The following is a 13655-nucleotide window of genomic DNA, read 5'->3' as shown; positions in this document are numbered from 1 at the left end:
GCTAGTTTACTGGTACAACTTCAAACCTTCCTTTTCATAAAAAAATAAACTCAGGAAAAAAATTTAATGAAAAGGAAGGTTTGAAGTTAAATCATTAAGATCTAAATCATCGATAAACCACCAGGGAAGATACAGAAAATTGAATGATGATTTGATTCAAAGAGTACTCGCCATAGTTCGCCAGACTCTAAAGCAACAGGAGCACTTACCAGAAGATAAACAAAAATCTATTGAACAGATTATCAATGAATCTGGTGTTAGTGGCATTGGCCCTCAGGGGATGGCGGAATTCAGGGCCGGGATATATGCCGGGTTAGGGATTGGCGTATGTCAGCCCGGCACGCTCAGGCAAAACTTGCAAGGGCTACTCTTCGACCATGATGTATTTCGCGTAAGTGAACTAAGATTTTTCTTCCCGGGTGACCCCGAAGCGGAGATATTCAGCAACCTGACAGAACTGGGGTACACCCTCAAAACCTTAGTAGGTGAACCGGAGCCAGTCTGGCGACCTAAGTTCATGCAGCGCGCAACAGTGGCAAGAAAGCTTGCATCACGCAAGCGTATTGGTAGCCCAGAATACTTAGCCTACTTATCGTATAAGCCTCCGCAACGCAACGATACGATAACACGGCATTAAGGCGGTCTAGTCTCCCGCCAAGGGCATGGAAGCATACAGGGTTTAAGTGTTTTGCTACTCCTTTTACTTGAATCCTGTGGGAGTCATCAAGGACGATGGCATATCCCTTCCAGGACGATGACACACCCACCTCTATCATCCACACACCCACAAAAAAGGGCAAGTTCAATACTTGCCCTTTTAATCACAATGCGTATATCAGCTGTTACCTGTGCTAATGCCTGTTACCTTGGTTCTGGTTCCTCATAAGGCTGTTGACCAAGATTCGAGGCCATGAGCCACACCAACAGGAAAGTTAACCCCAATAATGTAAACTTCACATTCTCATATTGGTCATAGGCCAATCTCCATGTAGAAAAGAATTCAGCCACTGGCCCGGTTATCCCGAACTCAGGTAAATGCCGTAGGAAGTTTTCCCCAAGCGCCATCAAGTCAACGACCATAAACAAAGTCATCAAACTTGCCAGCGCCATTTCAGCATTATATTTATAAATATGGTCTGTTGGCTTACCTTGTGATTCCAGTCTGGCCCTTGTGAAAGGAGCACGTAAAATCAGCAGGAAAAATATCACCAGATCAACGGCAAAATGAAAAGCAAAGATAATTGCATTTATAGCCATATCACTGAGCACATCGCTTTCGGTTACTATGAAATTATGGAAGATCAGCATCTCTAGAACATAGACCGCCAGTAAAGCTCCGCACAAATGAACCACATTTATATTGTCCTTGCTCTTGAACATAATCAAAAGCAGTGACGCATTTATAATCAGGTAAACATGCAAATGATTTTTACTGATAATGGCATATACAACGCCAGCAAATATCAAAGTTAATTGAAACAACTTAACCATGTAATTCTAATCCTTGTAACAGCACCAACTAGGGTGTTGTGCCTTCTTCTTTCTTTACAGGGAAAAGACTATCTGCCATAGGAGTTATAGGAGCTGCGCTTGCAGGATTAACCCCTTTTCCGCCACCAGAACCGCCTGTGATATTTTTCAGGTCGTCAAGAGTTAGTGCTGTTGGGTGTACACCTTTACCGCCATTACTGCCGCCAGTGATATTTTTTAGTTCATCAGTTGTTAACTTCTGCATGATCATCGGTTCCTTGTAGATTGATTGGCTGTTTGAGGTGGTCTGTTTTTGGTGCTGCCCGGTAGGCGTTAGGTTTTGTTTCATCTCCTAGATCCTTATATTGAGAAAATTGCTGCTCAAGTGCTTTGAATTGTTTTGCAAACCCAGAAAGGTCAAATCCGCAATGAATGCAGATAAGAAAGGCTTTATCATATTTTGGCTTACTCTTGCCGTTCTCCCACTTCTCCACAGTTACCCGGCTGACCCCGACTTTTTTCGCCAGCGCTTCGGTGGTTAGGTTGACAGAGAGTCTGGCGCGCTTTAAGTCATCTTTGCTTGGTATGAAGGGCATTGAATGATTCCTTTATATTTTTATATTTCCGTATTTGTACATGCGGAAATATAAAGGAAACTAGAAATAAAAGGAAGGAAATACAATAAAACTATGATGCATATCATACTAGTCCCTCAGGGCCAATATAAGAGGATTTAGTTGATAAACGACAGATTGGAAACGCCCTCAGATTTAATTACAAACCAAAAATTAAGCTAGTTGGTTGGGCCTTTTGCTCATATGCTATAAAACATATATTTGGTGCATAACAATACCGCTCACCATCAAAACAAAACTTAACATGAACCAGCAAAAGGCAAAAATAAACAGCCTTTGTATATGCTTAGGGACATTGTTTCTTTTTTCTAGCATGCCGTACCGTTTAGCATGAAAGGCGCTAAGAAACACAGTGGCGTACTGTAAAACCCCTTGCCCTGAAAAAAAGATATTTAAGGTATAGAATCTGACGCCATCATCCAGAATATCTTCTAATAGAGGCAGCCATTTCTTTCTTAGATAAAGTACTCCCCCTAACCAAATAAAAAACCCAAAGCAACCACCAAAGATTAAAAACATCATGATTTTTGTAATCAAACTAAGCTCTTGCATAAGAATCACTTAATACTGTTTGATATATAAAGCTGTTCACCTAAATATTCACCTCCAGAACCACCATATTTTCCTCCTGCATATCCACCGCCCGCGCCAGCAACAACGGCACACCAAAAAGCACTTGTGCCTGCTGATGGTAAACCAAAAACCAAAGTACAAACAGCCCAAGAAGCAACCAGACCACCTAAACCACCGCCGCCAATACTAACAACAGCTTTACCTGTTTGAGTATATTTTGCTTTACGGCAACTGGCATCATCGCCAACAGTACAGGCTTTATGAATATTGGCAACCGCATCAACGCCGGTTAAAGCTATACCAACATGCCCCACCCGTTTTAAATTGCGTGACATCTCTGCGACTGTTGCGTAGTTTTTATGAAAATTAGGGATAGTGGTGGCATTGACGGGCTGTTTAGTCCATTGATGAATGATACTTTTACTGCTTAAGCCTAAGTTACTGCGAATATCTCCCGGCACAAGATTACCACCGAATGAAGGCTGTGCGAAACGATTCAATGCCGCATCTAAACGTTTAAACTGTATGTTTCGCCGGGTAAAGAAGTTTTGATTCTTGACGTTGCCTGTGGTTTTATAACTAGCAACATAGTTCTGCTCTATTTCTTTTAAGATAGCTTCCACCTGCTTGACATGTGCGTTCCATGCAGTATTAGTTACGCCTAAAAATAAACCGTTGTAACTAGCAACATTGGACAGCATTTCATATCGATTTACCAGCAGCTGTTTTTCTGAATTAGAGAGCTTCAATAAGGTTATATCAACCTTATTCGCTATGGTTAAAAATTCGGCTTCCTCGGTTGTGCATGCTTGTGTATCTGCCGGAGACAGTAAAACAACTTGGCCGACTTGCACAATACCATCTTTAATATGGGAATTAACCATTTTAAAGTGGTTATAAGTATCTTTAGAGGGAGACTCATACATGGTCATAATAAGTTGATCAACAGGCATTTGTTTTTCAACAATATGTATGGCTTGGTTTCGTGTACCAGGTAATGCGTCCATGCTTTATTCCTTTAAGCTCAATTGGTATATCTGTTCTACCTGCAACCCCTAAATTCTAGTGATTAAAAAACCAAAATCAACTTATTTTATTATCCGGCATTGAAGAGTAAATATGACTTTGAGTTGACCGATAAGCCGCCGGGCCTGGTTTGAGTGGAGAGGGCTTTCTTTTTCTTTTTCTCTTTCTTACGGGTACAAAAAAGCCGCTACTCGTCAGTAGCGGCTTTTTTGTAAAACATTTGAGTTGGCCGATAAGCCGGGTTTTGTCGTGGACAATCATTCGTCTAGGCCTTAAATCGCTCTAAGGCTCAAGCAACCTACCCGGTTTCAACGCGAGCCACGCCATATGAAACCCTATTTGGTCTTGCTCCGGGTGGAGTTTACCCTGCTGCGAACTGTTACCAGCCGCCCGGTGCGCTCTTACCGCACCCTTTCACCCTTACCTGTGCTGTTGCCAGCCATCGGCGGTCTTCTCTCTGCTGCACTTGTCGTGGGCTTGCGCCCCCCAGGCGTTACCTGGCACCCTGCTCGTTGGAGCCCGGACTTTCCTCCCCTCTATCTCCCTACCCGAAAGTAAAGGATAAAGCAGCGATTGTCTGGCCAACTCGGGGCGCATTCTACCCCAAGTTAGCTCCCGAGCCAATGGAAATCTCCTTTAATGTCAGCTAGTGATTTCCCAAAGCCTCATCCTGAGGGAATAGTCGAGATAAACTAAGGGTTAGCGCAGGTACCAGGGCTTTATGCTTTTGATGAAGATAGTGATACACAGGCTGTTTATCCAGAGAGTTTGTCGATCCCTTTACTTGTTTAAACTCATCTTGGTTCAATACCCTATCCGCCATTCTCCGGGGTAATACCACCAGATCGACATGTTTTCGCAATAACATTTCAAACGCCTGCCTGGCATAAGTCACCTGCTGAAAATCAACCCGGTGCTTGGCTAAGTTTTGTGAAGAGATAATAAAACCGCGTAAGCTGGCGACCTTATAGCGACTTAACCCCGACCAGCTGCTGATATCAGCCAACTCATCGAAAGCATCCTCCCTGAAATAAACAAAAATCTCCGCGACCCCAATCGGCACAGGTATACGGATATAGTTGTTTAATAGTTCACCCGCCAGCTCAACCCTGCCAACGGCGGCATCCACCCAGTCACCGTGAAGCGCCTCGTGCATTGCCCTTTTGGCCGGCATGGGAACAATTTCCGCCCGGTAGCCGATATCCTCGTATGCCTGCATAATTAACTGCATGGTCTCGGTAAACCCGGAAGCTTCTGCCGGAGCAGATAAATATAAGGTTTTAGTATGTTTAACGGCTTGTTCAACAGGGAGCTTTTTAGCAAAGACTTTTTCGCTGGCCAGTGACAAGATGGAAAAGAAAAGCATGGCCGCCAAGACCGGAAGTAACAGAAAATAAATGCGAGCCAACAAAACAATGCCCCTTAATTGAATGATCAAAGTATAGCCTTAATCACTAATTAAGAGGCAGCGCCCTTTTATCACAGATGGTGAATCAGTCGGTCTTGAAGGACAAAGCCAGATCATAAAGGGCATTTTTCTTCACCCCGTGTATTTTTGCGGCAATGGCGCAGGCTTTTTTCGGCGGCAGTTCTTCCAGCAATAATTTCAGGGTATCGATAATTTTCGGCGATATCGCATCGGGATCAACCTTGTGGCCTTCGATGATCAACACCATTTCCCCTTTGAGCTGGTTGGGATCTTCTTGCAACCAATTTAAAAGGTTTTCTGCCGTGTCCGAATGTATGGTTTCAAAAGTTTTGGTCAGCTCACGGGCAATCACCACATAACGCTCGCCGCCAAGCACAGAGACAACATCTTCTATGGTATCTATTGCCCTTCTTGGCGCATCATAAAACACCATGGTTCTGGGCTCATTGGTAAGCTCTGCTAATTTTGTCTGCCGGGCACCGGATTTGGACGGCAAAAAACCTTCAAAAGTAAAACGATCGGTAGGCAATCCGGCACAGGATAATGCGGTAATGGCAGCACAGGCACCGGGGACCGGGGTGACGTTTAACCCCAGCTGACGACAGTAACGCACCAAATGAAACCCGGGATCGCTGATCAAAGGCGTACCGGCATCAGAGACCAAAGCAATGCTTTTTCCTTCCTGCAGCAAGGCCGCTATTTGCTCCTGACGCTGCCTTTCGTTGTGATCATGCATCGACATGGTTTTATTTTTTATCGAAAATGCCGATAACAATCTCTGGGTATGGCGGGTATCTTCACAGGCAATGACATCTACCTGAGTCAGTATATCTAAGGCCCTCTGGCTGATATCCCCTAAATTACCTATCGGGGTGGCAACGATATACAAGGCCCCGGCATCAACTTGGGTTTGTGTCATAAAAGCTTACTTATGTTGTGACAAAAGAGGATGAAGTTTATTATAAACCCATACTAAAACGCACGGATTTCTCACTGGTGAAGCAATATAAATTTCAACAACAATATAAATCGGCTTTAGCCGCAGTAATTATCAGCCTATTGCTCAGTAATTGCGCCACCCAGAAAACGGTTAGCCCGACAAAAAAGCCGACAACAGAAGTCACTCCGGTTAGCCAGACAACTAAAACACCGCAAAGCGCCCAGGACTACCTTGACCTGGCCAAAGGGCTTGATGCCGCAGAAGCCATCCCGTTAATGATAACGGCAGCAGAATTATTAGGCGGCGAAGAAAAGCACCGTAAGGCGTTGTGGCTGGCAAACCAGATCACCCCCTTGCTGGTCACAACAGAGGGCGGAATAACGGATATCGGCAAACTTGATGACAAGTATCGCTTGTTTATCAGCAAAGCCACCAATTTACAGGCTTTGGGATATCATCAACTGGCGCTGGAACAATTGACCCAGGCCGATACCCTCAGCAAGGAGCATCAGCTCAGCCACCGGCTGGCTTATTATCAGCAACTTGCCAAGGTGCAACACAGCCGTGAGCTGGCGGTAGATGCTGCCGATGCTGCCTTAAGGGCCTTTGTCATCGACGACTTTGCCTCAAATGACGATGTTTTCGCCCTGTGGCAAAGCTTAAGCGCCCTGTCGCAATGGCAACTTGATCAGTTGGCACAACTTAACCCCCCCTATATAAAGGGCTGGCAACAATTGTTGAAGTTCGCCTTCCAGTTCGGCGACAACCCGGCGCAGTTTAACCGCTATTTAAGCCAGTGGCAGCGCAAGTTTTCCGAACATCCCGCCGTCGCCATTGTCGATAGCCTGAAAACCGCCGAGCGCGACAACAAAACGATTGAAAATATTGCCGTGCTATTACCCCTGTCCGGCAACCAGGCCGCAGCCGGCAATGCCGCCCAGCAAGGCTTGTTATCTGCTTATCAAAACCATGATGCCGTGTCCCTGCATTTTATCGATACCAACACCCTGGATATGTCAGCCCTGGTGTTAACCTTTAACGAACAGGCAATCGATTTTGTCATCGGTCCGCTGTTAAAACCCAACGTTCAGGCCTACCTGGCGCAGGAAGAATTACTGGTGCCGACCCTGTTGCTCAATGTCCCGGATGAGCAGGCCCTTAAGCCTCACCAGGTGGCCTTATCCATGCGCCCGGAAGACGAAGCAATACAGGCGGCCAGCAGCCTGGCGCGCCGCAACTATCAATATCCCGTGGTACTGAGCCATCAGGACAAGGTCAGCAGCCGTATTGCCAGGGCCTTTGCCGATCAATGGTTAAAAATGACCGGCACCAGCCCGGAAGTCGTGCCGTTTGAGCAGGGAAAAAAAATGCAGACCGACCTGACCGCCAGCCTGGATGTCGGCTTAAGCAAAGCCAGGATCAAAGATTTAAAACGCCGGGTCAAACAGACCCTGAAAACCGAAACCCGTAACCGCCGCGATGTCGATATGATTTACCTGGTGGGCTCCCCCAAGCAAACCAAGCTGTTAAAACCCTATATCGATGTCAATATCAGCCCCTTTGCCGAGGTGATCCCTGTCTATGCCAGCTCCCGCAGCCACAGCGCATTAAATGACCGCAGCGATACCCGGGATTTAACCGGTTTGACCTTCTCGGAAATGCCCTGGTTGTTAGACAGCAAGCAGCAAAATAAACAGCTGGCGCAAATGAGCCAGCAGCTGTGGCCACGGCGCAGCGACGGCCTGCAACGTATCTTTGCCATGGGTTATGACAGTTTTGCCCTGGCCGCCAAAATAGCGGCGATGCAGGAAAACCCCTTTGTCAGGCATTTTGGCCAGACCGGAGTCTTAAAACTTAATGCCAACAATATCCTCACCCGCAGCCTGATCTGGGGGCGCTACCGCAAAGATAAGGTCCAGGAAATTGCCATGGACTAAGCCGCCAAATAACCCGGGGTTTAATACCCGGGACTCTACCACCCGAGAGACAGGGCGGCAAACGGAAACGCTTGCCGCCAACTACCTGCTTGACCAGGGACTGACCCTGATCAGGAAAAACTTCTCGGCAAAAACCGGCGAGATAGATTTGCTGATGCGGGAACAACAGGTGCTGGTGTTTGTCGAAGTCAAATACCGCAAACATCCCACTTTTGGCGGCGCACTGGCGGCGGTATCGGCAAGCAAACAGAAAAAAATCAGACAAACCGCCGAATTTTACCTGCAACAAGCCGGGTTAAATGCATATAATACCCCATGTCGATTTGATGTGGTGACCTTGCAGGGCAGTATAGAACGACCACAAATAACCTGGCTGAAAAATGCCTTTTAATGGAGTCTCGTTTTCCTATGTTAGAACGGATCAAAAGTAATTTTACCGAAAGTATTCAAACCAAAATCGCCGCCAGTGAAGCCATTTCCGCTTCAATAGAGCAGGCTGGCATGGTGATGGTGCAGTGCCTGTTAAACGGCAATAAAATATTATCCTGCGGTAACGGCGGCTCTGCCGGCGATGCCCAGCATTTTTCTTCAGAGTTGCTTAACCGCTATGAAACCGAGCGCCCCAGCCTGCCGGCCATCGCCCTGACCACAGACAGCTCCACCTTAACCTCTATTGCCAACGACTACAGCTATGACGAAGTCTTTTCCAAGCAAATCAATGCCCTTGGTAATAACGGCGATGTATTGCTGGCGATTTCCACCAGCGGCAACTCACGCAACGTCATCACCGCAATTGAAACCGCGGTAAAACGGGATATGCCGATTATCGCCTTAACCGGTAATGACGGCGGCGATATCGCCGGTTTGTTGGGAGAAAACGATGTTGAAATCCGGGTGCCTTCATCACGTACCGCGCGTATCCAGGAAGTACACTTACTAGTGATCCACTGCTTATGTGAAATTATCGATACCACCTTATTTCCCCAATAGGAGCTATGAATGGCCTTTAAACGTTTAACCCTTGTTGTGATTGCCGCCGCCCTGCTGCAGGGCTGTGTTGCCGCGGCCGTGGTCGGCGTTGCCGGCGGCGCTACGGTAGCCAATGATAAACGCTCTATCGGCAACCAGATTGATGATCAGGTGATCGAGCTCGATGCCTATGCCAAGTTCAAAGAACAAGATGGATTAACCGAAAACACCAACCTGCAGGTGGTGAGTGTCAACGGTTCGGTGTTGATCGTCGGCCAAACCCCGAATACCTACCTCAGGGATTTGGCCATTAAGACCTTAAATAACATAGATGGCGTGGTCAAAGTCCATAACCAGATCCGTATCGGTAATGTTACTTCCATTACCACCCGTACCAATGACCTCTGGCTGACCTCTAAGGTAAAAACCGCACTTTTTGCCGATGAAAAGGTCAAGTCCGGCAATATCAAGGTAGTCACGGAAAATGCCGAGGTCTTCCTCATGGGACTGGTCAGCCAGTCTCAGGCCAATATGGCGGTAGAAATTGCCCGTAACATAGGTGGCGTTAACCGGGTACTCAAGGCATTTGAATACCAGTAAGGTGATTCAAGCCGGGATGTAAAGGGCTTTCTGGCTCAACTGCCGCCTGAAAACAGACATAAAAAAAGCAAGCCAGGCTTGCTTTTTTTATGTCTGTTAATGAAGCAATTACTTCACAACCTTCAGGCTGGGTTTGCCTTTGGCAGCAGAGGCAGGTTTGCTCTGCTCTACCTGATGGTCGTCAGCAGAGCTAACCGCACTTAGCCCGGGCTCTTCATTACCCTGACTGGCTGCAGGCTTATCTGCCGCAGCAAGGCTTTCTTCTGCCGCTTCCGGGTGCTCAATAGGCAATGAGGTACCGGCGCCGTTTTCTTTGGCATATATTGCCGCTATGGCGCCATAGGGCACACATAGATGCTCCAGCTTACCGCCAAAGCGGGCACTGAATTCAATCGCCTCGTCGCCCAGGGCAATAGAACCGACAGCCGAACCGGAAACATTGAGTACTATCTGGCCGTCATTGACATATGACATAGGCACCAGCACCCCATAAACACTGACGTCCACGACGATATAGGGTGTCAGCTGGTTATCAGAAATCCAGTCATAAAAAGCCTTAACAATATAAGGCTTATTGGAAGTCATTGAAGCAGGCATTATGCAGGGTGACCAAAACGCAATTCACGCTCGGCTTCGGTTAACGACGCCTGGAAAGATTCACGTTCAAATAATCTTAACATATAGGTTTTCAGCTCTTTAGCGCCCTGACCGGCCAACTCGATACCGAATACAGGTAAACGCCATAATAGCGGTGCCAGGTAACAGTCAACCAGGCTGAATTCTTCGCTCATAAAGTACGGCGTTTCATTTAATACCGGCGCTATGCTTAACAGGCTTTCTTTTAATTCCTGACGGGCTTTTGCCGCTTTATCGGCAGGACCGCTCAGGATAATTTTTGCCAGGCTGTACCAGTCACTTTCAATGCGGTGCATCATTAAACGGCTGCGGCCGCGAGAGACAGGGTAAACCGGCATTAATGGCGGATGCGGGAAACGCTCATCCAGGTATTCGATAATAATTTTCGCTTCGTATAAAGCCAGCTCACGATCGATTAGGGTCGGTACGGTACCGTAAGGATTTAAATCGATTAAATCTTCAGGTAAGTTGCCTGGTTCCACCAGATGAATATCGACACCTACGCCTTTTTCTGCCAATACAATACGTGATTGATGACTGTACATATCATCTGCATGTGAATATAACGTCATAACAGAGCGTTTGTTCGCAGCTATGGCCATATAATGCCTCCAATTTTCTTTATAATTAAAAACTAACAATGGGGGCATTAAGCCCCCAAGGATAAGATCTAGGTTATTCTTGTTTTTACACTAACAATTAGTGCACATCTTTCCAATATTCCCGCTTAAGTAAATAAGAGAATATAAGTAAAATGAATAAGAAGCCAATGACCCAGTAACCGAGATTTTTACGTTCCAGTTTATTCGGCTCGCCGACATATTCCAGGAAGTTGGTCAAATCACGCACTAAGGTATCATATTCTTCAGCGGTTAAAGAACCACCGCTAGCTTCACCAAGATTGCCATTTTCATCTAAAGTACTTACGCCTTGTAAGCCCTGCAATACGTGCGGCATACCGACATCTTTAAATACTGTGTTGTTCACGCCAAACGGACGATTCGGATCTGCGTAGAAAGAACGTAAATAAGTATAAATCCAGTCAGGACTTCTTAAACGGGCTTCCAAAGTCAAATCCGGTGGCGCGCTACCAAACCATTTGGCGGCATCTTTAGCCGGCATGGTATTGGTAATATGATCACCGACTTTTTCACCGGTATACATATATTTGGCGATACCTTCTTTTTCATCGATCCCCAGATCGGCGAAAGTACGGTTATAACGCTGATATTGCAGCTGGTGACAGCCTAAGCAGTAGTTAACATAGGTTTCAAAACCACGCTTAAGCGATTCTTTATCGGTTAAATCGTTACCGGCTTTGTCTAAAGGAATGCTGGGACCTGCCGCTAGCGCCAGACCCGGCAATGCTGCCAATAGTACTAAAATAAACTTTTTCATTATCCTGATACCCTCTCTGGAACCGGCTTAGTTTTCTCGTTATTGCTGTAGAACCACAGGGCAATAAAGAAACCGAAATAACCTAAACTGGCGATACGGCCGATTAAGTTTGCCGTCTCAGACGCCGGCATGGTTCCCAAAATACCCAGTACGATAAAGCAAACAGCGAACTGAAGCAGGTTAAGGGTGTGGGCTGTGCAACGGTATTTAATCGATTTCACCGTGCCGCGGTCGAACCAAGGTAACATGAATAACATGAAAATGGCGGCAAACATGGCAATCATACCGAATAACTTATCCGGAACCACACGTAAGATGGTGTAGAAAGGACCAAAGTACCAAACCGGGGCAATATGCTCAGGCGTTTTCAAACCGTTGGCCGGTTCGAAGTTTGGCGCTTCAATAAAGTAACCGCCGCCTTCCGGGGCAAAGAACATCACCCAACAGAAGAGGATCAAAAAGACCACTACCGCCACTAAATCTTTCACCGTGTAATAAGGGTGGAAAGGAATCGCATCGACGATGTCGTATTTCTTGGTGTATTGCTCGTGGAACTTGAATTTGCTTTGATCTTCCGGCTTAACGCTGCCTTTCGGTTTCTTGATATCAGTACCTTCAGGGTTGTTAGAGCCCACTTCATGCAAGGCAAGAATGTGTAAGAATACCAGTACTACCAGTACCAGAGGCAGGGCAATAACGTGCAGGGCGAAGAAACGGTTCAGGGTAGCACCAGAGATAACATAGTCACCCTTGATCCAGATAGTCAGATCTTCACCAATCACCGGAATGGCACCAAACAGGGAGATGATAACCTGTGCGCCCCAGTAAGACATGTTACCCCAAGGAAGCAGGTAGCCCATGAAAGCTTCGGCCATCAGCACCAGGAAGATCAGCATACCGAAAATCCACAGCAATTCGCGTGGTTTCTGGTAAGAGCCGTACATCATACCGCGGAACATATGCAGATAAACCACAACAAAGAAGGCCGAGGCCCCGGTGGAATGCATATAACGCAGCAACCAGCCGTAATCGACATCACGCATAATGTATTCGATGGAAGCAAAAGCGCCGTCGCCGGACGGCTCGTAGTTCATGGTTAACCAGATACCGGTTAACAACTGGTTTACTAAAACAACACTGGCTAAAATACCGAACACATACCAGAAGTTAAAGTTTTTCGGCGCCGGATACTGAGCCGCATGCTTGTTCATTGCGTCAGTCAAAGGCAAACGCTTGTCAATCCAAGCCATGAAATTTGCAAACATTAGGCTTCTCCTTGTCCAACACCTACTAGCAAGGTATCGTCATCAATAAATGAGTGCTCAGGAACCACTAAGTTAAGCGGTGCAGGAACGCCCTGGAAAACCCGGCCGGCCATATCAAATTTAGAACCGTGACAAGGACAGAAGAAACCGTCGCTAACCCCTTCAACCTGCTCGCCAAAGTCGCCTTTGTGGTAAGTTGGAGCACAACCTAAGTGAGTACAAACACCTAAAGCCACCAAAAATTCCGGCTTGATTGAACGGTGCGTATTGGTTGCATATGCAGGCTGTTGCGGCTCTTCTGACGAAGGATCACGTAATTGGTCTTCGTGATTGCTCAGTTCGCTGACAGTCTTTTCGGTACGACGGACAACATAAACCGGCTTACCACGCCACTCAGCACGGATCAGCTGACCGGGTTCTATCTTACCAACATTCACTTCTACTGGAGCACCGGCAGCTTTCGCCTTGGCGCTGGGGTTCCAGGAAGCAATGAAAGGCACAGCCACACCGACAGCGCCGACACCACCGACTACCGAAGTAGCAGCGGTTAAAAAGCGTCGACGGCCGTTATTCACAGGCGCATTGCTCATTCAAAATCTCCACTTAAAATAATATCCAGACAGCACCGGGAATCATTGCTCAGTTTATGAACAGAAACTCCTTGATATTGCCTGAAAAACTCGCGACAAAAAAATTTTTACGATCATAAAGAAATGACCCATTTTTTACAAGGTAATTCCGCCTCAGAAAGGCGTTAATATGAAAATTTATGTAGAA

At 46.6% G+C, this 13655-nt stretch carries 17 protein-coding genes and 1 other RNA gene; 5 read left to right on the top strand and 13 right to left on the bottom strand.

What is annotated here, in order from left to right; all coding sequences use genetic code 11:
- Positions 1–139: 139 nt before the first annotated feature.
- Positions 140–637, top strand: coding sequence for a hypothetical protein (locus SG35_RS03810; protein ID WP_152646828.1), 498 nt, complete (start codon positions 140–142; stop codon positions 635–637).
- A 224-nt stretch (positions 638–861) separates the two neighbouring features.
- Here the strand turns inward: SG35_RS03810 and SG35_RS03805 are convergent, their stop codons facing one another.
- The 8 genes from SG35_RS03805 to rsmI form a co-directional block, all read right to left on the bottom strand.
- Positions 862–1491 carry a hypothetical protein gene (locus tag SG35_RS03805; protein ID WP_044835969.1) on the bottom strand — a complete coding sequence of 210 codons (630 nt, stop codon included), beginning with the start codon at positions 1489–1491 and terminating at the stop codon, positions 862–864.
- A gap of 28 nt (positions 1492–1519) precedes the next feature.
- On the bottom strand, positions 1520–1735 hold the full coding sequence (locus SG35_RS03800) for a bacteriocin (RefSeq protein WP_044835970.1): 216 nt from the start codon (positions 1733–1735) through the stop codon (positions 1520–1522).
- Entirely contained in the window at positions 1716–2066 is a 351-nt protein-coding gene (locus SG35_RS03795) for a helix-turn-helix transcriptional regulator (RefSeq protein ID WP_053043444.1), read from the bottom strand. Before SG35_RS03795 ends, SG35_RS03800 begins: the two co-directional genes overlap by 20 nt.
- A gap of 225 nt (positions 2067–2291) precedes the next feature.
- A complete protein-coding gene (locus SG35_RS03790) occupies positions 2292–2657 on the bottom strand; it encodes a hypothetical protein (protein WP_053043446.1) in 366 nt (121 codons plus the stop codon).
- 5 nt (positions 2658–2662) lie between these two features.
- Positions 2663–3685, bottom strand: coding sequence for a hypothetical protein (locus tag SG35_RS03785; RefSeq protein WP_044835971.1), 1023 nt, complete (start codon positions 3683–3685; stop codon positions 2663–2665).
- A 236-nt stretch (positions 3686–3921) separates the two neighbouring features.
- Positions 3922–4293: RNase P RNA component class A (gene rnpB, locus SG35_RS03780), an RNA gene on the bottom strand.
- A 57-nt stretch (positions 4294–4350) separates the two neighbouring features.
- Positions 4351–5115 carry a type 2 periplasmic-binding domain-containing protein gene (locus SG35_RS03775; RefSeq protein ID WP_152646830.1) on the bottom strand — a complete coding sequence of 255 codons (765 nt, stop codon included), beginning with the start codon at positions 5113–5115 and terminating at the stop codon, positions 4351–4353.
- Positions 5116–5197: 82 nt separating this feature from the next.
- Positions 5198–6052, bottom strand: coding sequence for a 16S rRNA (cytidine(1402)-2'-O)-methyltransferase (rsmI, locus tag SG35_RS03770; protein WP_044835973.1), 855 nt, complete (start codon positions 6050–6052; stop codon positions 5198–5200).
- A gap of 77 nt (positions 6053–6129) precedes the next feature.
- On the opposite strand from rsmI, the gene SG35_RS03765 reads away from it, so the two are divergent.
- The 4 genes from SG35_RS03765 to dolP are packed head-to-tail and all read left to right on the top strand — an operon-like array spanning position 6130 to position 9579.
- Positions 6130–8010, top strand: coding sequence for a penicillin-binding protein activator (locus tag SG35_RS03765; protein WP_044835981.1), 1881 nt, complete (start codon positions 6130–6132; stop codon positions 8008–8010).
- The gene (locus SG35_RS03760; protein ID WP_044835974.1) at positions 7997–8401 is read left to right on the top strand and encodes a YraN family protein; all 405 of its coding nucleotides are present in this window, start codon (positions 7997–7999) and stop codon (positions 8399–8401) included. Before SG35_RS03765 ends, SG35_RS03760 begins: the two co-directional genes overlap by 14 nt.
- A gap of 17 nt (positions 8402–8418) precedes the next feature.
- A complete protein-coding gene (locus SG35_RS03755; RefSeq protein WP_044835975.1) occupies positions 8419–9000 on the top strand; it encodes a phosphoheptose isomerase in 582 nt (193 codons plus the stop codon).
- A gap of 9 nt (positions 9001–9009) precedes the next feature.
- Positions 9010–9579, top strand: a complete 570-nt coding sequence (dolP, locus tag SG35_RS03750; RefSeq protein ID WP_044835976.1) for a division/outer membrane stress-associated lipid-binding lipoprotein — start codon at positions 9010–9012, stop codon at positions 9577–9579.
- 108 nt (positions 9580–9687) lie between these two features.
- Here dolP and SG35_RS03745 read toward each other — a convergent pair whose 3' ends face one another.
- The 5 genes from SG35_RS03745 to petA all read right to left on the bottom strand — a co-directional run bounded on the left by SG35_RS03745 (position 9688) and on the right by petA (position 13468).
- On the bottom strand, positions 9688–10176 hold the full coding sequence (locus tag SG35_RS03745; protein ID WP_044835977.1) for a ClpXP protease specificity-enhancing factor: 489 nt from the start codon (positions 10174–10176) through the stop codon (positions 9688–9690).
- Positions 10176–10817, bottom strand: coding sequence for a stringent starvation protein SspA (sspA, locus tag SG35_RS03740; protein WP_044835978.1), 642 nt, complete (start codon positions 10815–10817; stop codon positions 10176–10178). The genes SG35_RS03745 and sspA overlap by 1 nt, the downstream gene beginning before the upstream one ends.
- 97 nt (positions 10818–10914) lie before the next feature.
- A complete protein-coding gene (locus tag SG35_RS03735; RefSeq protein ID WP_044836382.1) occupies positions 10915–11613 on the bottom strand; it encodes a cytochrome c1 in 699 nt (232 codons plus the stop codon).
- Positions 11613–12878: a cytochrome b gene (locus SG35_RS03730; protein WP_044836381.1), complete on the bottom strand. Its 1266-nt coding sequence runs from the start codon at positions 12876–12878 to the stop codon at positions 11613–11615. The genes SG35_RS03735 and SG35_RS03730 overlap by 1 nt, the downstream gene beginning before the upstream one ends.
- The gene (gene petA / locus SG35_RS03725) at positions 12878–13468 is read right to left on the bottom strand and encodes a ubiquinol-cytochrome c reductase iron-sulfur subunit (RefSeq protein ID WP_044836380.1); all 591 of its coding nucleotides are present in this window, start codon (positions 13466–13468) and stop codon (positions 12878–12880) included. The genes SG35_RS03730 and petA overlap by 1 nt, the downstream gene beginning before the upstream one ends.
- Positions 13469–13655: the final 187 nt, after the last annotated feature.

It is taken from the genome of Thalassomonas actiniarum (genome assembly GCF_000948975.2).
GTDB lineage: Bacteria > Pseudomonadota > Gammaproteobacteria > Enterobacterales > Alteromonadaceae > Thalassomonas > Thalassomonas actiniarum.
The sequence above is the reverse complement of the archived record's forward strand: the minus strand, read 5'-3'. Positions and strand labels throughout refer to the sequence as shown.